The organism is Xanthomonas sp. NCPPB 3005 (assembly GCF_041228095.2).
GTDB classification, from domain to species: Bacteria; Pseudomonadota; Gammaproteobacteria; order Xanthomonadales; family Xanthomonadaceae; genus Xanthomonas_A; species Xanthomonas_A bonasiae.
This window is the reverse complement of the sequence record NZ_CP166096.2, coordinates 299,470-320,124: the sequence shown is the minus strand read 5'-3', so window position 1 is coordinate 320,124 and position 20,655 is coordinate 299,470. Positions and strand designations below refer to the sequence as shown.

Sequence of the window (20,655 nt, the reverse complement as noted above, 5' to 3'; positions counted from 1 at the left end):
TGCTTGTCCCGTTCGTGCGCAGGATCGGCGCGGCCTGTTGCCCTAGGGCATGTCATCAATTCCCGAGCAGGTCGCGCTGGGTCTGTCAGGTCGCCAGCCGGCGCTGCGTGGCGCAGCGCCTGACTGGCGGTCAGCTCAAGCCGCGCGGCGCCGGCTGGCGGCCTGACAGGCCCAACCCGTAGGGCCGCTCTTGCGCGTGCACGCTGCCGCGCCAGCGCTGACGTGAACACGCATGCGCGGGAGTGGCGCGAGCTGCTCGGGGGATTGATAACGCCCTAGGCGACCCGGAACGTGCGCCCGCTCTGGATCCCGGCCACGCTGCGCCGATAGGCCAGCGCCGCGCGCGCGGCGCTGACGCTCTCGAATCCAGGAAAGAACGCCCCGTACTGTTCGGCCGATTCGCTCAGCACGGTCGGGCTGACCACATTGATGCGGCGGCCGCCGCGCAACTCGCAGGCGGCCGCGCGCACGAAGCCCTCCAGCGCGGTGTTGACCGTGGTGGCGTTGCTGCCGCCGCGGATCGGTTCGTCGGCGACGATGCCGCCGGTCAGCGTGATCGAACCGCCTTCGTTGAGATGGTGCTGGCCGAACAGCGCCAGCCGCACCTGGCCCAGCAGCTTGTGCTGCAGCCCCAGCGCGAACTGCGCCGGCTGCAGCGTGGCGAGCTCGCCGAAGTGCAGTTCGCCGCTGGTCGAGACGATCGCATCCACCGGCCCCAGCGCGGCGAACAGCGCCTGCACGCTGGCGTCGTCGGTGATGTCCACGGTGGACGCGCCGCGCGTGTGGCCGACCGCGATCACCTCGTGGTCGCGCCCCAGCTCCTGCACCACGGCCCGGCCCAGGGTGCCGGTTCCGCCGATGACGACTGCCTTCATGCCACTGCTCCTGCTGGTGTGAGGCGGGCAGTCTGGCCGTGTACCGGGCGGCGAAAAATGGCGCAGAATTTCCAGCACTGCAAACCCAGGGTTCGCAATCGTGGACAAACTGCGCAGCATCGAGGTCTTCGTCGCCGCCGTGGAGGCCGGCAGCTTCAGCGCCGCCGCGCGGCGGCTGGACATCAGCGCGGTGATGGTCGGCAAGCTGGTCCGCCAGCTCGAGACCCATCTGGGTGCGCGGCTGCTGGAACGCAGCACCCGCCGCCAGGGCCTGACCGACGCCGGTCGCCGTTTCTACGAAGAGGGCAAGCGCGTGCTCGAACAGCTGCGCTGGGCCGAAAGCTCGGTCGAGCGCCTGGCCGCCGCGCCGAGCGGGCTGCTGCGGATCAGCGCCGCCACCACGCTGGGCGAATGCGTGATCGCCGCGGCGGTGGCCGAGTATCAGGCGCAGTTCCCCCAGGTGCGCATCGAACTGGACCTGAGCAACAGCGTGGTCGACCTGATCGAAGACGGCATCGACCTGGCGATCCGGGTCGGCGCGCTGGATCCCCCCCTGAACCTGGTGGCGCGCCCGCTGGGCCACTACCGCATGGCGATCTGCGCCGCACCGGCCTATCTGGCGCGCCACGGCGTGCCGGCCACGCCCGCCGACCTGGCCGCGCACCGCTGCCTCGGACACGCGGCCTGGAACCCGCGTTCGGCCTGGCGGCTGGAGGCGTCGGGCGCGACCGCGGGCTGGCCGGCCAAGACCGCCCTGCGCTGCAACAGCAGCGCCGCCTTGCGCCAGGCCGCCCTGCACGGCGCCGGGCTGCTGTTGCAGCCGCAGGTGCTAGTGGCCGAGGATCTTGCCGCCGGACGCCTGGTCGGCCTGCTCGAGGCCTATCTGCCGGCCAGCCGCCCGGTCCACGCGCTGTATCGGCAGGACCGTCGACCGCTGCCCAAGCTCGCCAGTTTTCTGACCTTCCTGCAGCAGCATGCGGCGCCGCGACTGGCCTGATCGCGCACGAAACGCCGCCGCCTGAATGCCGCGCCGCTTGCAGCGCGCGCCGGTTCGGTCAGAATGCCGCGCCCCCCAACGCTGTTTGCCGCGCAAGGCCCGGCTGCCATGGCACATCCCTGCCTCACCTGCGGCGCCTGCTGCGCCTACTTCCGCGTCAGTTTCCACTGGAGCGAAGCCGATCCCGACCTGGGCGGCAGGGTCCCGTTCGCACTCACCGAACCGTTGCGCACCCACGAACGGGTGATGCGCGGCACCTCGCAGGCGCAGCCGCGCTGCGTGGCGCTGGACGCGCAGATCGGCCGCTACAGCCGCTGCACGATCCACGACCGGCGCCCGTCGGTATGCGCCGCGGTGCCCGCCTCGCTGGAGTTCGGCGAACGCAGCGCGCAGTGCGACAAGTCGCGACTGGCGCACGGGCTGCCGTTGCTGACCGAAGACGACTGGGATGGCGTGACCGAGCGCAATCTTCCGGACGCCTGATTGCGCGATGCCGCTGCGCTCAGCGCAAGGTCAACCGCACGCTGAGCAGCCTGTCCGACGACCGCACTCTCATCGGTGCACGGCGCCATGGCGCTGGCGACGTCCGCCCAGCGCCAAAGCCGAGCATGGCTGCACTTCAGCGGTTCTTCCACCTGGTCGGCACCGGATTGGTCACGGTGTTCTTTTCCATGGTGTAGGTGCCGTTCTGCTGGGCGATGGCTTCGCCGGTGTCGACGATCGCGTTCTGGATGAAGATGTTCTTGTCCTCGCCGCGGACGAAGGTCAACTGGTGGAAGGCGGTCTTGTTGCCCCAATCCTCGGAAGGCAGGGAAATGAAGCGGACGGTATAGCTCTCGTCGTCGAAACTGCCTTGCAGCACATAGACGCCGTAGTGGTTCTCGCCTTGCGAGATGAGCTTGTACATGCCGTTGCTGTAGTAATAGAGCTCGGCATCGGGAAACGGCTTCTTGTCGTACATTTTCCGGTAGTGCAGCACCTGTTTGTAGGTGGGCTGGCCGAAACCGACCGCCAGGTGCTTGCCGTCGGGTGAGGTGGTCAGGCCTTCCGCGTGCGCGCCGGTGGCGCTCATCGCCATCAACAACATCGACATTGCGATCGCTCTCACTTCGTCTTTACTCCGGTCCGCTTGCGTGCATCGCCTGCACTGTACAGAGACCTGTTTATTACAGAGCGGCAATCGTTTGCAGTTTTCGCGAACAAGCCGGCGACGTCTCCCGCTGCGACGCGCGCCATGGCCAACGACGCGCCTCAGCACGATGCGCGCCCGCCGCCGGACCGATGCGCGCCGGCGACGGCGCGTCAGCCCAGCGGATGCCTGTCCAGGAACGTGCGGATCGCCGGCACCAGCACCTCGTGCTTATCTTCGAGCACGTAGTGGTTGGCGTCCTCGAACGCCATGACCTCGGCCTGCGGCAGCGCCTGGCGGAAACCGGCCAGGAAGTGATGGTCGAAGCAGATGTCGCGCAGGCCCCAGGCGATGAACGCCGGGCGGTCGGCGAACGAAGGCAACGCCTGCGCCGAGCGTTCCAGCAACGACCAGGCCTTGTCGGCCGGCGACAGCGGGATGTCCTGCATGAAGCGGATCGTGGAAATGCGGTTGGCCCAACTGTCGTACGGCGCCACGTAGGCGCGGCGCACGGCAGCGGGCATGCGCCGCGACACGCCCAGCCACGAGGCGCCGGAGGAGAACGCGTTGAAGGTGCGGATGAACCACTCGCCCGGGCGCCAATGCCGGCCCATCGCGATCTGCCACGGCATCGGCTTGGCCGCCGGCAACGGGAACGCGGCGGTGTTGGTGATCACCAGCCGCTTGACCTGCGCGTGGTGCGACAGCGCCCAGCCGAAACCGATCATGCCGCCCCAGTCGTGCACCGCCAGCGTCACCGGGCCGTCGATGCCCAGGTGCCGCAGCAGCGCGTCAAGATCGTCCACGCGCGATTGCAGGGTGTAGTCGTAGCCCGGCTGCGCGCCCGGCGCATCGTCCGGCTTGTCCGACAGGCCCATGCCGATATGGTCGGGCACGATGCAGCGGTAGCGGTCCGACAGGCCGGTCACCAGATGCCGCCACAGATAGCTCCACGACGGATTGCCGTGCAGCATCAGCACCACCTCGCCGTCGCGCGGGCCTTCGTCGAGGTAGGACATCGCCAGCCCCGGACGGACCTGGAAACGCTGCGGGGTGAAGGGGTAGCCGGGGTAGTTCATGTGGGTCGACCAATTGAAAGTGGGAAATGAAGCGAGGCATGTGCATCGGCGTTGCGGTCAAGGCATGCAGATGGCATGTCTGCACAGGCGGGCGCAGGCGCAGTCATAGCGGCTGCGCGCCTTCGCTGAGGATGTCCAGATACGCCTGATAGGCAAAGACGCGGTGCCGCTGCTGGCCGGTGAGTTCGTTGACGATCGCCAGTTCCTGCAGGGTACGGATGGCCGCGCGGATCGTCGGTGCGCTCAGCGCCAGATGCGGCTGCACCTGCGGCACGCCAAGCAACACCCTGCGTGCGAACTGCTCGAACACCAGTCCGACATTGCCGGCACGCGTGCCCAGACCGGCAATCCGCGCACGATCTTGCGCCAACAGCGCCAGCAAACGCTGCGCGGTGCTGACCGCTTGCTGCGCCGTATCCACGATGCCGTCGAGGAAGAATCCCAGCCACCCTTCCCAGTCACCCTCGGTGCGCACGGCATTGAGACGCTCGTAGTACTGCGCGCGATGCCGCTTGAAGAACAGGCTCAGATACAGACTCGGTTCGCGCAAGACGCCTTCATTGCACAGGATCAACGCGATCAGCAGCCGCCCCAGCCGGCCATTGCCGTCGCTGAAAGGATGGATCGTCTCGAACTGCACATGCGCCAACGCCGCCTTGACCAGTGGCGACACGTCGCTGGCCGGCGCGTGCAGGAAGCGTTCGAATGCACCCAGCACCGTCTCCAGGACTTCGGGCGGCGGCGGTACGAAATGCGCCAGCGCCGGCGAGGCGCCGCCGATCCATACCTGTCCCGAGCGGAATTCGCCGGGCCGCTTGCCGGCACCGCGCCCGCCCCGCAACAGCAAGGCGTGCATTTCCCGGATCAGGCGCAAGGACAGCGGGAAGTCGTCCTGGCGCAAACGCTTGAGCCCGTGGTTCAGCGCGGCGACGTAGTTGGATACCTCCTCCACGTCGTCCAGCGGCACGCCCGGCGCCTCATCCAACTCGAACAGCAGCAGGTCCGACAACGACGACTGCGTCCCCTCGATCTGCGAGGACAGCAGCGCTTCCTTGCGCACGTATTGGTAGAGGAACAGTTCCGGATCCGGCAGCATCAAGGTGATGCCATCCAGGCGTCCCAGGGCCTGGTCCGCGCGTTCCTTGCGGGCGATCAATGCCGGCGCGGCCAGGTCCAGCGGCAGCGCAGGCGGCAGCGGATCGGGGACGAACGCCTGGTAACGACTCCCGGCCAGCGAACCGGAAACGTAATGCCCGGTGGAACGGCGAGGAGGCATCGCTTTCCTTACAGCCACCGAATGCGGCCATTAAGAAAGAAAACTACCAATAATTTTCCCAAAGCGCCAGATTGGGCCGGACAAGGAAAATTAGTGGCGCATTCGGCGCAATGGACCCGACACAACGCCTCCCGCCTACCAGACCACCTCGGCCATCGAGCAGTTCAGGCCCGAGCCGATGCCCATCAGCGCGATCCGGTCGCCCTTCTTCAGGCGCCCCAGTTCGCGCAGCTTGCTCAGCACGATCGGCACGCTGGCCGGACCGATGTTGCCGTGCTCGCCGAAGATGGTCATCACCTTCTTCGGATCGATGCCGAAGTTCTTGATGAAGGCCTGGGTGTGCGGCAGGCTGACCTGGTGGATCACGAACTGGTCCAGCTCGTCCACCGCCCAGCCCAGCGCCTGCCTGGCGGCGATGAAGGTCTTCTGCGCCAGCTTGAGGCCCTCGATCAGCAGCATGCGGGTATCGGTGACCATGCGGTCCAGGTTGCCCCGGCACAGGGTGTTCCACTCGGTGGCCGAGCGGGTCACGCCGCCGCGGTAGCGCGGGGCGTCGGGCACCAGCTCGGCGCGCGCCATCACCATCGCCGCGGCGCCGCAGCCCAGGGTCAGCGCGGCCAGCTCGTCGCGGAATTCCTGCGCGGTCACGTCCGGGGAGGTCATCCGCTCCAGGGTCTTCTCGTACACCAGGTTGGCGGTCTCGCCGTCCACCACCAGCGCATAGTCGATCTCGCCGCGCTCGATCATCCGCGCCGCGATGTCCATGCCGTTGATGAAGGCCAGGCAGGCATTGGCGACGTCGAAGGTCATGCATTCCTCGCCCACGCCCAGGTTGCCGGAGACGATGCTGGCGGTGGACGGTTCCAGGTAGTCGCGGCTGACCGAAGTATTGACCAGCAGCCCGACCTGGCCGGCGTCGATGCCCGCGTCGGTCATCGCCTTGCGCGCGGCCAGGGTGGCCGCATCGGACGCCTGCATGTCCGCATCCCACATGCGCCGCGCGTGGATGCCGGCGATGTCGCCGAGCACGTCGGTGCGGATGCCGAGACGGTCGTAGGTCGGTTGCAGGCGTTCGTTGATCTGCTTGGAAGTCAGCGTGTGCGGCGCATCGATATGCGCCAGTCCCGCGATGGAGACATTGTTGAAGAGCATCGAGATGTACGCCGGGATAAGGCGAAGGGGCGCCAATTCTAGCGGCTGCCCGGTTTTACCGCATCTTTAACAAATTGGAACAGAGCGTATGGCTTAACCGGTTCAGCGAACGCTGCACTGATAGGCGCCGTAGCGCTGGTCGCCGTCGACCGGTTCGCCCATCGCCTGCACGGTATTCGCACCGACGCCGGGGGCTTCGTTGCGCGCCAGGGTCTCCAGTTCCTCGCGCACCCGCAGCGGGTTGCGCTGGTAGAAGCCCACGTTGCTCTTCACCGACACCACCACCTCGCCCCGCTTCTCGCAGCCGGCCGGCGCCTGCCCTGGCGGCAGTACACGCACGGTCTTGCCTTCCGGCGCCATCGGCACCCAGGTGCAGGCGGCGAGACTGGCGAGCAGGAGCAACGCGATCGGTAGGCGCATGGAGAGGGACCGCAGGCTGAGAGAACCCGGATTGTGCCGCAGATTGCTGAATTGGCAATGACGCCGCCGGATCCCGGGGGCCGCAATGCGCACCGGAGCCGGCCACGGGGGCCTCCGGTGCGCGAAGCTTCGCCATGTCATCCGGCTCTGTGGGCCACCGTCCCCCGAAAGGGGCCATGTCCTCGCAAGGAGAAGGGAACGGCCTAAGCCCCTCTACCACCGGGAGAGGGGTTGGGGTGAGGGTCCGGCGCGAAGCGTCTCGCGGAGTTGGCGCGCGAGGCTGCGCCCGCATCCTCACCCGGCCCCGCAGGCCGCCACCCTCAGCGCTTGGGCGCGACCGGCGCGGCCGCGCCCTGCGGCTTGCCGTCGGCGTCGATCACCGTCACTTCGCCCAGCTTCAGCGCGCGCACCGGGCGCTCGATCTGCTTCAGGTCGCCCACCACCACCCAGGTCAGTGCGTTCGGGTCCAGGGTCGCGGCGGCCTGCGCCACCTGCGCCGGGGTCATCGCCTCGATCTCGGCCTTGCGCTTGAACACGTAGTCGTCGGGCCGCCCGTAGCGGACGATGCCGCCGATCGCACCGAGCACCGAACTGGCGGTCTCGTAGGCGCCAGGCAGGCTCAGGGTCTGGATGTTGCGGATCCGCGCCACTTCCTCCGCCGTCGGCGGCAGCTTGCCGCTGGCGAAGGCGCTGATCTCCTTCTGCATCTCCTGCAACGCCGGCGCGGTCTTGTCGATCTGCACCGGCGCGGCGGCCGACCACGGGCGCTGGCCCAGCGTATTGGAGGCAGAACTGCGCGCGCCGTACGACCAGTGCTTGTTCTCGCGCAGGTTCATGTTCAACCGCGAGGTGAAATCGCCGCCGAGCACGCCGTTGGCGGTGTCGAAGCGGATCGAGGACGCATCCGTGGTCGGCGGCACCAGTTCGGCAGCGAACAGGTTGGCCTGCACCGCGCCGGGCTGGTCGATCAGGTACACCCGCGGCTTGCTCGGACGCGGCACCGCCGCCGGCGCCTGCAGCGACGGCGCCGTGCCCTCGCCCTTCCAGTCGCCGAACTGCGCGTCCAGCAGCGGCACCACCTCGGCCAGGGTGGTGTCGCCGACCACGATCAGGGTGGCTTGTTCGGGGCGGATCCAGTCGCGCTGGAAGTCCACCAGATCGGTGCGCTCCAGGGCCGCGATCGCCGGCTCGGTGCCGCTGCCGCTGAACGGGATCGCATACGGGTGGCCAGCGCCGTACAGCAGCGGCGGCAGCACCCGCATCGCCACCGCGTTGGGCTGCGCCTTCTCCTGGCGGATGCCGGCGATCCAGCTCGCCTTGATCCGCTCGATCTCCTTCTGCTCGAAGCGCGGACGCCGCAGCATGTCGGCGTACAGCGCCAGCGACGGCGCCAGGTTCTCCTTCAAGGCCGACAGGTAGGCGTTGCTGCCGTCCAGCGAGGCGCCGGCGCTGAGCGTGGCGCCCAGCGTGTCGGCGGCATCGGCGAAGCCCAGCGAGTCGTAGCTGCCGGCGCCTTCGTCGAGCATGCCCATGGTGAAGTTGGCGGTGCCCGACTTGCGCCCCTGGTCGGCGCTGAAGCCGCCCGGGAATTCGTAGCTGAACTGCACCACCGGCACGTCGTGGCGCTCGGCCAGGATCAGCCGGGTACCGTTCTTCAGCGTGGCGCGTTGCAGCGCCGGGAACTTCAGCTGCGGGAACTGGGTGGTCTTGGGCGGGCCGGCGCTGCGATCGACGACGCTGGGCAGCGCGCGGTACTTCGGATCGACCGGCGGCGGATTCAGCGGCGCCGGCTGCACGGCCGGCTCCTCGGCCAGCGCCACGCGCTCGCCCGGTTCCACCACCAGGGTGTGGTCGCCCTTGCCCAGCCATTTGCGGCCCACCGCCTTCAGATCGCGCGCGCGGGTGGACTCGATCGTGGCCAACGAGGTGCGGAAGCAGCCCGGATCGCCGGTGAACACCGTGCACTCGGCCAGCGCATCGGCCTTGCCGCCGAACCCGCCGATGCGCTCGATGCCGCGCACGAAGCCGGCGCGGAACGCGGTCTTGGCCCGCAGCAGTTCGTCCTTGTCCGGCCCCTTGTCGAGCAGCTTGCGCAGCTCCTCGTCGATCACCGCCTCGACCTTGGCCGGATCCACGCCCTGCTTCACCGTGGCGATGATGCCGAAGCTGGAACCCAGCTGCGACGGCCAGGCGCCGGCGCTGATCTGGTCGACCAGCTTGTCCTCGTGCACCAGGCGCCGGTCCAGCCGCGACGACTTGGCGCCGCCCAGCACCTGCGCCAGCAGCTGCAGGCGATCAATGTCCTCGGTGCCGGTCTGGGCCACGTTCCAGACCCGGTAGATGCGCGCCTGCGGCACCTTGTCGGTCATCGTCTCGCGGGTGGACTGGGTGCGCTGGGCCACGTCGACCTGCGGCTGCGCCATGCTCGGCCCGGCCGGGATATCGCCGAAATAGCGGGCGACCTTCTCCTTCGCGGTGGCCACGTCGATGTCGCCGGCCAGCACCAGCACCGCGTTGTTCGGCCCGTACCAGGTGCGGAACCACTGCTTCACGTCGGCCAGCGAGGCGGCGTTGAGGTCGTTCATCGAGCCGATCACGCTGTGGTGGTACGGGTGGCCCTTCGGGTACAGCGCACGGCTCAGCTTGTCCCAGGCCTGGCCGTAGGGCTGGTTCTCGCCCTGGCGCTTCTCGTTCTGGACCACGCCGCGCTGTTCGTCGAGCGCGGCCTGGTCGATGGCGCCGACCAGGTGGCCCATGCGGTCGGACTCCATCCATAGCGCCATGTCCAGCGCGGTGGTCGGCACGTTCTCGAAATAGTTGGTGCGGTCGCTGTTGGTGGTGCCGTTCTGGTCGGTGGCGCCGACCTGCTTGAACGGTTCGAAGAATTCGCCGCTGTGGTTCTCGCTGCCCTGGAACATCAGGTGTTCGAACAGGTGCGCGAAACCGGTGCGCCCGGCCGGCTCGTCCTTGGCGCCGACGTGGTACCAGAGGTTGACCGCCACGATCGGCGCCTTGCGATCGGTATGCACCACCACGCGCAGGCCATTGGGCAGGGTGAACTGCTCGAACGCGATGTCCACTTTCGCCGCAGCCGGCGGCCTGGCCGCACTCGACGGCGGCGCGTAGCTCAGCGCGCCGAGCGCGGTGGACAGGGCGATGGCCAGCAGCGCCCCACGGGGGCGGATCGACACGGTCATGCAAGTTCCTTTTGAGAAATGAGTGGAAGGACAACAGGCCTCGATCGTAACGGGCCGCCGCCGCGCCCGCGTATGTCTTTCGGCCCGTTCCCGAGCGTGGCCGGCGCTTCCGATCCTGAACGCGATGCGCCAACGCCGCTGCCGCAACGGTGACCGGCAGGCCGAAGACGGACGTACGCAAGCGACCGGGTGTCCGCCCGCGGACACACGGCTCGCCGAAAAAACCTTGAATAACAATGCTTTGAAGTTGGCACAGGATCTGCTTTGCATCTGGGCGCAACACCTGCAGTCGAGGCAAATAATGAATGAGAGCTTAATAACAAGAAAAAACCGAAGAAAGTTCTTGCACACCCTGATTAGGTGTTCTACCTTACTACCACACCACTGCTCAACAACACCAACGAGGCCCGCCATGAAAACCGCTTCCTTCGCCCTGACCTTCGCCATCGCCGCCCTGCTCGCCGCGCCGGCCATCGCCGCACCGACCGTCACCACCCTGGACAGCGTGCAGGTCCGCCCCTCCGCCGAGCAGATCGCCCAGCGCACCTTCGAGCGCAACAGCGGCATCGCCACCCTGGCCGCGGTGCAGGTGCGCCCCTCCGCCGAACAACTGGCGCAGCGCGATGCCGAACTGTCCAGCCGCATCGCCACGCTGGCGTCGGTGCAGGTGCGTCCGTCCGCCGAGCAGATCGCCCAGCGCGATGCCGAGCAGGCGACCAGCCAGCGCGTGGTGACCCTGGCCGCGGTGCAGGTGCGTCCGGGCACCGACACCCAGAGCGTCTTCGCGATCGGCAGCGTGGTCAGCGGCGCCCTGGACAGCGCGATGCTGCAGTTGCAGCCGAGCCTGCAGAACCTGAGCCAGGACCTGACCACCAGCCTGGCGCGCTGAGCCGGCGACGCTTCGCCGGCGCAGGCCGGAGCCGGCGCGTAAACTGCGCCGATGACCGCCACGCCCACGCTGCATGTCCTGCTGTTCCAACCCGAAATACCGCCTAACACGGGCAATGCCATCCGCCTTTGCGCGAATACCGGCGCGCAGCTGCACCTGATCGAGCCGCTCGGCTTCGACCTCGAGGACAAGCAGCTCAAACGCGCCGGCCTGGATTACCACGAGTACGCACGCCTGCAGGTCCACGCTTCGCTGGACGCCGCGTTGCAGAGCATCGCCCCGCGCCGCCTGTTCGCCCTGAGTACCCGCAGCGACACCCGCTACGATGCGCCCGCCTTCGCCGACGGCGATGCGTTTCTGTTCGGCCCGGAGACCCGCGGCCTGCCCGCCGAGGTGCTGGAACGGGTTCCGCCCGCGCAACGCCTGCGCCTGCCGATGCGCCCGCACAACCGCAGCCTCAACCTGTCCAACGCGGTAGCGGTGGTGGTGTTCGAAGCATGGCGGCAGCTGGGCTTCCCCGGCGCGGATTGAACGCGCGGAAGGGCACGGGTCGCTGGCGCCACGTCCATCGGGCCGGGCTGTGCGGCAACGCAGACGACGACTGCCACGCGATCCGGCACACGGCGGCGGCGCCGCAGGCATGAGGCCTTCTCCACGACAACGAACGCAAGCTGCACGCCGACGTTCCGCCGGAAAGCCGCTGCGTCTCGTGCATTGCGGCGTCTTTGCTTGCGGTTGAAGTCGGCAACGCTTCGTTCTTACACTGAGTCGTCAGGGACATCGCCTGAGTCGATCCGGGCGCGCTACCCGCCGCGCGCTTGCAGGGTAGCGCTATGACCTCCAGCTCCCGAAAAACGACCACCGACGATTGGGTCAGGATTCGCCGCGACCAGGAAACCGGGATCGAGAGCGTGCACGCGCATTTCCGCGGACACGCCTACGATCCCCACGATCACGACGAAGTGCTGGTCGGCGTCACCTTGCAGGGAATCCAGCGGTTCCACTGCCATCGATCGCTCCATACCAGCACGCCGGGGCGCGCCATCCTGATCGAGCCTGGGGCGGTCCACGACGGGCATGCGCCCGAGGAGGACGGCTTCACCTACGCGATGCTCTACCTCCCGCAGTCCTGGGTGGCGCAGATGCTGCAACGGCTCGGGCAGTGGGACATCTCCGCGATTCAACCGGCGTTCCGGAGCACCTTGACCGGCGACGCAGTGTTGAGCGCGGCGATACGGCAGGCGTTCCTCGCCGTGCATCATGGCGAAGGCCGCCTGGCGCGGGACCAGAGCCTGGATCGCATGATGCGGCGGCTGTCCTCGCACCTGTCCGCGGATGCGCAGCCCGCGCGCGATTCGGCGGCAAGGATGGCGCGGGCCAGGGATTTCCTTCACGAGCAGATGGAACGCGACGTCGGCCTCGATGAACTTGCCGGCTACGCCGGCATGGACCGGTTCCGCCTCACCCGGCAATTCCAGCGCACGTTCGGCCTGTCGCCGCACGCGTACCTGGTCCGCTTGCGGTTGCGCGTCGCGCGCGCCCTGCTGGCCACTGGCCAGGAACCGGCGGATGTGGCGCTCAAGGTCGGCTTTGCCGATCAAAGCCATCTGGGCCGCTGGTTCAAGCGCGCCTATCGGCTCACCCCGGCCGCCTACAGGCGGCAATGCACAGGCGTTCTAGATTGAATCCTGGGCGGCTCCGACCATGGCCACAGTCCAGCAAGAACGGAGTTCCCCAATGTTCGACACCAAAGTGGCTCTCATCGTCCGCAACGACCTGGCGACCTGGCAACGGTTGAATGTCGTTGCGTTCCTGGCGACCGGCATCGCATCGGCCGCCCCGGACGCCATGGGCGAACCCTACGTCGATGCGAACGGCCATCGCTACGGCAACATGCTCGGGCAACCGATGCTGGTGTTCGAGGCCGACCTCGCCGGACTGCAGGCCGCGCATCGCGTGGGACTGGAGCGTGAGATCACCGTGCTGCCGTATGTGTTCGCCATGTTCGCGACCGGGCACGACGACGCCAATCGCCAGGCATTCGGCGCGGAAGACCCGGGCGATCTGAACCTTGTGGGGATCGGGTTGCGCGGGCCGAAGAAAGCCGTGGAAAAAGCCACGAAGCGCCTGTCCCTGCATCCGTGACGCGGCGCGCGGCGATGCGGCCGTGCCGAATCTTCCCGGGTTGTCCCGCACGCCGCACCGTCCCCTGCACGGTCGGTCGTTAGCGGATGGCTCCAGGCGATGCGTAGCGATGCCTGGCACCCGGCGCAGGCGCACGGTCCGCGCATCCGGATGGCGTGCGCCGCCGGCCAAGATCATGCGTCCACGACAAACACGCCACTCGGGTAACGGCCGCATATGAACTCGACGAACGCCCGGACCTTGGGACTCTGCAGGCGCCGTGAGGTGTGCAACACCCACAGTTCGACCTCGTCGCCGGCCACGCCCCACGCGACCAGTTCGCCCTCGTCGAGAAGGCGCCCAATGAGCGACTGCGGCAGCATGGCCGCGCCCGCGCCGGCGGTGACGGCATCGCGGACCGTCAGCAGCGAGGACAGCCGCAGGACGGGCTGTGGTTCGATCACGAGCTGGCCGCCCTGGACGGACCACAGCTCGCCGTCGCGATAGGACGGCATCACCACGGCCGGGACGCGCAGCGTCTCGCCCTTGCGCCCTTTTGGGATCTCGACGACAGGAGCCGCCGCAAGCACCAACCGGTCCTTGGCGAAACACCTGCCGACCAGCGCGCTGTCCTTGCGCGGGTTGATGCGGATGGCGACGTCGAAGTGCTCGTCGACGAGGTCGGCGACACGGTCCTCGGAGACGGCTTCTATCTGCACTTGCGGATGGAGCGCCTGGAACGCGGCGGCAAGCCGTCCCAGCGCCACTTGCGAGAACAGCAGCGGCGCTGCGACACGCAGCCGGCCTCGCGGGGTCGCCAGTCCATCCCGCGCCGCCGCGATCGCGTCGGCAACCTCGCGCATCGGCCCCTCGAGTCTTGCCAGCAGGATCCGGCCGGCTTCGGTCAGGCCCAGGCTGCGCTCGCCTCGCTCGATGAGCCGTATGCCCAGGGAGTCTTCGAGATCGGCAACCCGGCGCGACAGGGTCGCTTTGGACCGGCCACTGGCGCGGCTGGCTCTGCCGAAGCCGCCGTGCGCAGCCACCAGTTGGAAATCTTCCAGGGCGTTCAGGTCCATTCCGTCTCAAATTTGGTACGAGGCGTCCATATTTTAGAGTCTGTGTTTTGAATGTGGAACCTCCTATCGTTTGGCCCACACCCAGACCGAACCCCAACCAAGGACATCACCATGACCATTCTCGTAACCGGTGCAACCGGCAATGTCGGCCGTCAGGTCGTCGAACACCTCGTCAAGCGCGGCGCCGATGTCCGCGCGCTGGCCCGCGACCCCTCCAAGGCCAACCTGCCGGCAGGCGTCGAGGTCGTCCAGGGCGATCTGCTCGATGTCGACGCGCTGCGTGGCGCCTTCTCCGGCGTCTCCACGCTGTTTCTGCTCAACGCGGTGGTGGCCGACGAGTACACCCAGGCCCTGATCGCGCTGAACGTCGCCCGCGAGGCCGGGATCGAGCGGTTCGTCTATCTGTCGGTGATCCACAGCGACCTGTACGTCAACGTGCCGCACTTCGCGGGCAAGTACGGCGTGGAACGCATGATCGAGCAGATGGGCCTGAACGCCACCATCCTGCGTCCTGCCTACTTCATCGACAACGACCTCACGATCAAGGACGTGGTGAGCGGCTACGGCGTCTATCCGATGCCGATCGGCAGCAAGGGCCTGGCGATGGTCGACACGCGCGACATCGGCGAAGTCGCGGCCATCGAACTGCTGCGCCGCGAGCAGTCGGCAGTGCCGCTGGCGCTGGACCGCATCAACCTGGTCGGCCCCGAGACGCTGACCGGCACCGCCGTCGCCGCGATCTGGAGCGACGCGCTGGGCCGCCAGATCTCCTATCCGGGCGAAGACACTGCCGCATTCGAGCAGAACCTGCGCCAGTTCATGCCGAGCTGGATGGCCTTCGACATGCGCCTGATGAGCGAGCGTTTCATCAGCGACGGAATGGTCCCCGCGGCCGGCGACGTCGAACGCCTGACCACGCTCCTGGGGCGCCCGCTCCACTCCTATCGCGAGTTCGCCACCCGGGTCGCGACCTCCTCCTGACAAGCAGCGCTTGCGCACCTACACCAGCAGGATTCCACCATGATCTATTCGACCGCCACCGTCCCCGTGAACCCTCCCGGCGAACGCCCGCTGACCCGCGCGCAGGCGTGGCAGGGTCTGCTGCTCAAGGCCCGCGACGCCCGCCTGTTCCTGCCCGAAGGCCTGTGCACCCGCTGCGACGTCGTGGAGGAAAGCGCGATGCACTTCGTGCGCGACGCCACCATCGCCGGCACCGACCTGCGCGAGATCATCGCCCTCGAACCGGAAACCAAGATCACCTTCTTCCAAGCCACCGGCCCGCGCGAAGGCGCGATCGTCAACGTGCTTTTCGAGGACGCGGCCGGAGCGCTGCAGCTGCGCTTCTATTGCTATCTCGGCCTGCGCGGCAAAGAGCCAGGCGGCCCCGAGGAGCAGGCCGAGCAGGCCCAGTTCGACAGCGACAAAGGCTACAAGGCGGCGCTGCAATCGACGCTGAAACGCACCCGCGAACTGCTCGCGGACGGCAGGCTCTGAACAACCGTCCGCCTCTCGCCGCAACGGCTCCGCCAGGAAACGCCTGGCCGAGACATGAGATCCCCCTGGGACGACCTCTATCAACAGGCGTCCCGTCCTCCGAGGAAGCCAACATGCAACAGCACGACAGCGGCAATATCGCGCCTGACCGACCGAAGATTCTGGTCCTGGGCGCGACCGGCGGTACCGGCCGGCTCATCGTCGGCCAGGCGGTGGCACGCGGGTACGACGTCGCGGCGCTGGTGCGTTCGCCCGACGCGGCGCGTCATCTCGGCGGGGCGCAACTCACCGTAGGAGACGCCCGCGACGAGGCGATCCTGCGCCAGGCGCTGCGCGGCCGCGACGCCGTCATCAGCGCACTGGGCACGCCGGCCAGCCCGCGCCGCGAGGTCACCCTGCTCTCCACCGCGACGCGGGCGCTGGTGAGCGCGATGCAGGCGGAGCAGGTCGCACGCTTGGTCGGCATTACCGGAATGGGGGCCGGCGACAGCGCAGGACACGGCGGATTTCTCTTCGACAAGCTGATCTTTCCACTGCTCCTGCGCAAGGTGTATGCCGACAAGAACCGGCAGGAAGCCCTGATCCGCGACAGCGGCCTCGACTGGGTGCTGGTCCGTCCCTCCGTCCTCAACGACAAGCCCGCCCGCGGCAAAGTCCGCGCGATCACCGATCTCACCGGCTTCCACGGCGGCAGCATCGCGCGGGCGGATGTCGCGACGTTCGTCCTGGACCAGGTGGCCTCCAATGCCTGGTTGCATCGCTCGCCGCTGGTCACCTGGTAAGCGCACCGCGCGCGCCGCTGTCCGGACCGCACTGGACGAACAGACGGATGCGGCCACCCTGGTACTCGCGCGAAGAGAAGCCAGCGACCAATCCCGCCGGCAACGAGTCGATTGCGGCTTGGCATCCCGGAAATGCGGCTACTTGTGATCCGGTAGCACCGCGGACCGTGCGGCCCATGCGCCCTCGAAACCGCGCCCCCGAAAGTTCCTGAACAGGGCGTCTGATTTATATACCGGTCAGTTTGAAATTCAGGGCAAGTTCGGGTGGCTAACGGATAATTTACATATCGGCAGCGAACGGCCCACGCCTCAGCGCCGACTAAACCAATAACAAGGGTATCCCGATCATGAAGACTTCTCTGCTCGCTCTCGGCCTCCTGGCCACTCTGCCGTTCGCTGCCTCTGCTGCCGAAGGCCTGTCCTACAATTACGTCGAAGGCGGTTACATCAAGACCGACGCCGACAGCGGCGACGCGGACGGTTGGGCCGTCAAGGGCTCCTACGCGATCAACCCGAACTTCAGCGTGTTCGGCGACTTCAACCGCCAGAAGACCGATTTCGGCGACGTCGACGTCGACCAGTGGCGCATCGGCGCCGGCTACAACCACGAGATCTCGACCAGCACCGACCTGGTGACCCGCGTGGCCTACAACCGCTTCGACCCGGAATACGGCACCAAGTTCAACGGCTACAGCGCCGAAGTGGGCATCCGTACCGCGTTCAACCCGTACCTCGAGGTGTATGCGCTCGGCGGTTACGAGGACTACACCAAGAAGGACGGCATCAACCCGGACGGCGAGTTCTACGGCCGCCTCGGCGCCCAGGCCAAGCTCAACCAGAACTGGGGCCTGAGCGCGGACCTGAAGATGAACCGCGATGGCGACAAGGAATGGTTCGTCGGCCCGCGTTTCAGCTGGTAAGCGGCACCGCGTAGCGCTGCGCGCCGCGTCTCTCTCCGCTGCGCGCGGTTCGAAGCCCGGTCCCAGGACCGGGCTTCTTTTTTGCGCGCCGTTCGGGCCAAGTGGCCGCAGACACGAAAAAGCCCGGCTTCGGCCGGGCTTTTTCGTGTCTGGAACAACGCGCGATCAGCTGAACAGCGTGGTCGGATACTCCGGCTTCTGCTCGCGGGCCAGCAACTGCTGCAGGCCGACCGCCGGGGTCAGTTCGCCGTGCAATACCGCGCGCACCGCGTTGGAGATCGGCAGGTCGATGCCATGGCGTTCGGCCTGGCGCATCACCTCGTCGGCGGTCTGCACCGACTCGACCACCTGGCCGATCGCGCGAACCGCGTCGGGCAGGGTCTGCCCGCGGCCCAGGGCCAGGCCCAGGCGCCGGTTGCGCGACAGGTCGCCGGTGCAGGTCAGCACCAGATCGCCGAGTCCGGCCAGGCCCATCAGCGTTTCCGGCTTGCCGCCGATCGCCGCGGCCAGCCGCAGCATCTCGTTGAGCCCGCGGGTGATCAGGCCGGCGCGGGCGTTCAGGCCCAGCTCCATGCCGTCGGCCACGCCGGTGGCCACCGCCAGCACGTTCTTCATCGCCCCGCCCAGCTCGGCACCGACCATGTCGTCGCCGGTGTAGGCGCGGAACGTGGGGCCGTGCATCGCGTCGGCGACCTGCTGCGCGAACGCGGCATCGCCGTGCACGGTCACCGCGGTCGGCAGGTCCAGCGCCACTTCCTTGGCGAACGACGGCCCGGTCACCACCGCCAGCGGCACGTCCTCGCCCAGGATCTGCTGCGCCACCTCATGCAGGAAGCGCCCGGATCCGGGCTCGAAGCCCTTGGTCGCCCAGGCCACGCCGGCCTGCGGCGGGCGCAGCGGCGCCAGCTGGTGCAGGGTTTCGGTGAACGCATGCGACGGCACCACCACCAGGATCCAGTCGGCGCCGTGCACGGCCGCCGCCAGGTCGGTGGTGGCCTGCAGGCTCGCCGGCAGCGGGATCTGCGGCAGGTAGCGCGGGTTCTCGTGGCGCTGTTGAATCGCCTCGGCGACGACGGCGTCGCGCCCCCACAGCACGGTCGGGAAACCGTGCCGGGCGACGAGCGCGGCCAGGGCGGTGCCCCAGGAACCGGCGCCGAGGACGGCGATCTTCTTCGCGGGGTTATCGCGCATGCGCAACGGCGAACGCGCTCAGGCGTTGCCGGCCGGCTCCGAGTCGGCCAGCGACTGGGTCTCGCCCTGCTGCGCGCGCTGGCGCAGGGTTTCGGCGTACAGCGCTTCGAAGTTGATCGGCTGCAGGAAGAACGGCGGGAAGCCGCCGGCCTGGATCAGGTCGCTGACCAGCGAACGCACGTACGGGAACAGGATGTTCGGGCACTGCGTGCCGAGCAGCACGTCCACCGCCTGCGGGTCCAGGCCGACCAAGCCGAACACGCCGGCCTGCTGCACTTCGGCCACGTAGGCGGTCTTGCCGGCGGCGGTGCAGGTCAGGGTCACCGCGAGCACCACTTCGAAGGCCTGCTCGTTCAGGCGCTGCACGCGCTGGTTGAGGTTGAGCTGCAACTCCGGCTGCACGTTGTCGTTGAACACCGCCGGCGCGTTCGGCGACTCGAAGGACACGTCCTTGACGTAGATCTTCTCGATGGTGAAAGCGGGGCCGGCTGCGGCTTCGGCCGGCGCCGTGGCGCCGTTGTTGGTGACGTCGGACATTTCTTGACTCCGGTGGATTCAGGTAACAGAAAGATTCGGGATTATCACATGCCGGCCGCGGCGCTCGGCGCCCGGCCGGGACGCGCGATCAGCGGCCCTTGACCAGCGGCAGATCGGCCTGCTGCCAGGCGGCGATGCCGCCGTCGAGCACGTAGACCTGCTCGAAGCCGGCCTTCTTCAGCTGCTTGGCGGCGGCGTCGGCGGTGTTGCCGGTGCGGCACACCAGCACCACCGGCGAAGACTTGGCGTTGGCCACCAGCTTGTGCTCGGGGCCGAACTGGCTCGGCGTGGCGTTGCGGCTGCCGGCGATATGGCCCTTCTCGAAGTCGGCCGCGGCCGACAGGTCGACCAGGACCGCGTTGCCGGCATTGATCAGCAGGGTCAGTTCGGCCGGGCGCAGGGTCTTGAAGCCGCGGAACAGGCGCGCGATTTCGGTGACGATCAGGGCGATGGTCAGGCCGACCAGGGCCAGGGCCAGCATCGGGTTGCGGCCGGCGAAGGCCAGCAGTTCTTCGAAGTTCACAGGAATAGGGGGCTGGAAGCGGGCGCCGATTGTCGCACAGCTGGCCGGCGGCGCTACTGGCCGTTCCACAAGTCCGGCAGGCCGTCCAGCAGCCACCAGGTCTTGGCCTGCGCGTCCCAGCGCCAGCGCTCGCGGTAGCGCACGATGCGCTCGGCCTGGGTATTGCGGTTGATCACGCCCAGTTCGATGTCGCGTACCGCGTCGCCGTCCAGCGCGCCGACCCGCCCGACCTTGTAGGAGGAGACCTGCACCTGGCGGTAGCGCTCCAGTTGCAGATCGGTCAGCGGGTGCGCCTGCCGGTAGGCCGGATCCACCGCTTCCCAGGCCGACTCGAACTCGCTCCAGCGGATCGCGGTGCCGTAGGCGGTCTGCAGATCGTCGAGCTTGTTCTGCTGGCTGCGGCTGGCGGCCAGCGCGGTGCCGGCGAAACCCAGCACCAGCAGCAGCGCCAGGGCGCGGAACGTCGAGTGCATGGCGGGTTTCCGGATGGGCGCGAGCGGTGCGCGCATCCTACCCTTTCGCGATGGCGACGAAACGCCCGCTCAGCGTCGCCGCGGCGGCGGCATCGGCCGGGCCGACCTGGGCCTGGATGCCGATCCGGGCACGGCCACGCTGGCGGAAGGTCTGCACGAAGGTGTCCCAGTCGGCCTGCGCATCGGCGCCGGCCTGCGCGTGCAGGTCGGCATACAGCGGCGCCAGGTAGCGCACCTGGGTATCGGCGACGTAGACGTCGGCCTGCAGGCCGGCGCGGTGCAGCTCGCAATTGACCAGCGCCCAGCCGGCCAGGGTCATCACCGAGCCCAGGCTGCCGCCGAAGGCGTTGCCCTTGTCGTTGAGGTTGGCCGCCAGCGGCGCGACCACGTGCAAGCGCTGATCGGCATAGCCCTGCAGCGCGACCTGCAGCGCCGCCACCGGCGGCATCGCATCGAACTGCCGCTGCAACTGCTGCAGGAACGCATCGAAAGGAAGATCCGCTGCCATGGTGCGATTGTGC

General features: G+C 68.0%; 23 protein-coding genes. 10 read left to right on the top strand and 13 right to left on the bottom strand.

Going from position 1 to position 20,655, the window contains the following annotated elements:
- Nucleotides 1-275: 275 nt before the first annotated feature.
- A complete protein-coding gene (locus AB8810_RS01465) occupies nucleotides 276-875 on the bottom strand; it encodes a short chain dehydrogenase (RefSeq protein ID WP_369915329.1) in 600 nt (199 codons plus the stop codon).
- 100 nt (nucleotides 876-975) lie between these two features.
- On the opposite strand from AB8810_RS01465, the gene AB8810_RS01460 reads away from it, so the two are divergent.
- A complete protein-coding gene (locus tag AB8810_RS01460; protein WP_369915328.1) occupies nucleotides 976-1,872 on the top strand; it encodes a LysR family transcriptional regulator in 897 nt (298 codons plus the stop codon).
- Nucleotides 1,873-1,980: 108 nt separating this feature from the next.
- A complete protein-coding gene (locus AB8810_RS01455; protein ID WP_179571116.1) occupies nucleotides 1,981-2,355 on the top strand; it encodes a YkgJ family cysteine cluster protein in 375 nt (124 codons plus the stop codon).
- A 136-nt stretch (nucleotides 2,356-2,491) separates the two neighbouring features.
- Here the strand turns inward: AB8810_RS01455 and AB8810_RS01450 are convergent, their stop codons facing one another.
- From AB8810_RS01450 to AB8810_RS01425, 6 genes are all read right to left on the bottom strand, one after another.
- Nucleotides 2,492-2,965, bottom strand: a complete 474-nt coding sequence (locus AB8810_RS01450; RefSeq protein ID WP_369915327.1) for a hypothetical protein — start codon at nucleotides 2,963-2,965, stop codon at nucleotides 2,492-2,494.
- 209 nt (nucleotides 2,966-3,174) lie between these two features.
- Nucleotides 3,175-4,080 (bottom strand): alpha/beta fold hydrolase, encoded by a 906-nt coding sequence (locus AB8810_RS01445; RefSeq protein WP_179571118.1) that lies wholly within the window; start codon nucleotides 4,078-4,080, stop codon nucleotides 3,175-3,177.
- Between the two features lie 103 nt (nucleotides 4,081-4,183).
- A complete protein-coding gene (locus AB8810_RS01440) occupies nucleotides 4,184-5,356 on the bottom strand; it encodes a Fic family protein (RefSeq protein WP_369915325.1) in 1,173 nt (390 codons plus the stop codon).
- 135 nt (nucleotides 5,357-5,491) lie between these two features.
- A complete protein-coding gene (locus AB8810_RS01435; RefSeq protein WP_179571120.1) occupies nucleotides 5,492-6,508 on the bottom strand; it encodes a 3-oxoacyl-ACP synthase III in 1,017 nt (338 codons plus the stop codon).
- A 102-nt stretch (nucleotides 6,509-6,610) separates the two neighbouring features.
- Nucleotides 6,611-6,928 carry a DUF4156 domain-containing protein gene (locus AB8810_RS01430; protein WP_191826603.1) on the bottom strand — a complete coding sequence of 106 codons (318 nt, stop codon included), beginning with the start codon at nucleotides 6,926-6,928 and terminating at the stop codon, nucleotides 6,611-6,613.
- A 320-nt stretch (nucleotides 6,929-7,248) separates the two neighbouring features.
- Nucleotides 7,249-10,125, bottom strand: a complete 2,877-nt coding sequence (locus AB8810_RS01425) for a M16 family metallopeptidase (RefSeq protein ID WP_369915323.1) — start codon at nucleotides 10,123-10,125, stop codon at nucleotides 7,249-7,251.
- Between the two features lie 412 nt (nucleotides 10,126-10,537).
- Between AB8810_RS01425 and AB8810_RS01420 the strand changes: the two genes are divergently transcribed.
- From AB8810_RS01420 to AB8810_RS01405, 4 genes are all read left to right on the top strand, one after another.
- Nucleotides 10,538-11,014: a hypothetical protein gene (locus tag AB8810_RS01420; protein ID WP_179571123.1), complete on the top strand. Its 477-nt coding sequence runs from the start codon at nucleotides 10,538-10,540 to the stop codon at nucleotides 11,012-11,014.
- 51 nt (nucleotides 11,015-11,065) lie between these two features.
- Nucleotides 11,066-11,545, top strand: coding sequence for a tRNA (cytidine(34)-2'-O)-methyltransferase (locus AB8810_RS01415; protein WP_206229270.1), 480 nt, complete (start codon nucleotides 11,066-11,068; stop codon nucleotides 11,543-11,545).
- 302 nt (nucleotides 11,546-11,847) lie between these two features.
- Nucleotides 11,848-12,699 carry a helix-turn-helix domain-containing protein gene (locus AB8810_RS01410; RefSeq protein WP_369915321.1) on the top strand — a complete coding sequence of 284 codons (852 nt, stop codon included), beginning with the start codon at nucleotides 11,848-11,850 and terminating at the stop codon, nucleotides 12,697-12,699.
- A 52-nt stretch (nucleotides 12,700-12,751) separates the two neighbouring features.
- Complete coding sequence (locus tag AB8810_RS01405; RefSeq protein WP_179571126.1) at nucleotides 12,752-13,159, top strand: DUF2000 domain-containing protein; 408 nt, start codon at nucleotides 12,752-12,754, stop codon at nucleotides 13,157-13,159.
- A gap of 173 nt (nucleotides 13,160-13,332) precedes the next feature.
- On the opposite strand, the gene AB8810_RS01400 is transcribed toward AB8810_RS01405, so the two are convergent.
- On the bottom strand, nucleotides 13,333-14,214 hold the full coding sequence (locus tag AB8810_RS01400; protein ID WP_369915320.1) for a LysR family transcriptional regulator: 882 nt from the start codon (nucleotides 14,212-14,214) through the stop codon (nucleotides 13,333-13,335).
- Nucleotides 14,215-14,325: 111 nt separating this feature from the next.
- Here AB8810_RS01400 and AB8810_RS01395 point away from each other — a divergent pair, with 111 nt between their 5' ends.
- The 4 genes from AB8810_RS01395 to AB8810_RS01380 all read left to right on the top strand — a co-directional run bounded on the left by AB8810_RS01395 (nucleotide 14,326) and on the right by AB8810_RS01380 (nucleotide 17,410).
- Nucleotides 14,326-15,195, top strand: coding sequence for an SDR family oxidoreductase (locus AB8810_RS01395; protein ID WP_369915319.1), 870 nt, complete (start codon nucleotides 14,326-14,328; stop codon nucleotides 15,193-15,195).
- 39 nt (nucleotides 15,196-15,234) lie between these two features.
- Nucleotides 15,235-15,708 carry an AtaL-like protein gene (locus AB8810_RS01390; protein ID WP_369915318.1) on the top strand — a complete coding sequence of 158 codons (474 nt, stop codon included), beginning with the start codon at nucleotides 15,235-15,237 and terminating at the stop codon, nucleotides 15,706-15,708.
- Between the two features lie 113 nt (nucleotides 15,709-15,821).
- Complete coding sequence (locus tag AB8810_RS01385; protein WP_369915317.1) at nucleotides 15,822-16,490, top strand: NAD(P)-dependent oxidoreductase; 669 nt, start codon at nucleotides 15,822-15,824, stop codon at nucleotides 16,488-16,490.
- A gap of 347 nt (nucleotides 16,491-16,837) precedes the next feature.
- Nucleotides 16,838-17,410: an Ax21 family protein gene (locus AB8810_RS01380; RefSeq protein WP_369915316.1), complete on the top strand. Its 573-nt coding sequence runs from the start codon at nucleotides 16,838-16,840 to the stop codon at nucleotides 17,408-17,410.
- A 165-nt stretch (nucleotides 17,411-17,575) separates the two neighbouring features.
- Here the strand turns inward: AB8810_RS01380 and AB8810_RS01375 are convergent, their stop codons facing one another.
- From AB8810_RS01375 to AB8810_RS01355, 5 genes are all read right to left on the bottom strand, one after another.
- The gene (locus tag AB8810_RS01375) at nucleotides 17,576-18,601 is read right to left on the bottom strand and encodes an NAD(P)H-dependent glycerol-3-phosphate dehydrogenase (RefSeq protein WP_179571132.1); all 1,026 of its coding nucleotides are present in this window, start codon (nucleotides 18,599-18,601) and stop codon (nucleotides 17,576-17,578) included.
- 18 nt (nucleotides 18,602-18,619) lie between these two features.
- Complete coding sequence (gene secB / locus AB8810_RS01370; protein WP_179571133.1) at nucleotides 18,620-19,138, bottom strand: protein-export chaperone SecB; 519 nt, start codon at nucleotides 19,136-19,138, stop codon at nucleotides 18,620-18,622.
- 88 nt (nucleotides 19,139-19,226) lie between these two features.
- Nucleotides 19,227-19,661: a rhodanese-like domain-containing protein gene (locus AB8810_RS01365; protein WP_179571134.1), complete on the bottom strand. Its 435-nt coding sequence runs from the start codon at nucleotides 19,659-19,661 to the stop codon at nucleotides 19,227-19,229.
- A gap of 53 nt (nucleotides 19,662-19,714) precedes the next feature.
- On the bottom strand, nucleotides 19,715-20,134 hold the full coding sequence (locus tag AB8810_RS01360; protein ID WP_179571135.1) for a hypothetical protein: 420 nt from the start codon (nucleotides 20,132-20,134) through the stop codon (nucleotides 19,715-19,717).
- A 37-nt stretch (nucleotides 20,135-20,171) separates the two neighbouring features.
- Nucleotides 20,172-20,642: a YiiD C-terminal domain-containing protein gene (locus AB8810_RS01355; RefSeq protein WP_179571136.1), complete on the bottom strand. Its 471-nt coding sequence runs from the start codon at nucleotides 20,640-20,642 to the stop codon at nucleotides 20,172-20,174.
- Between the last annotated feature and the right edge of the window lie 13 nt (nucleotides 20,643-20,655).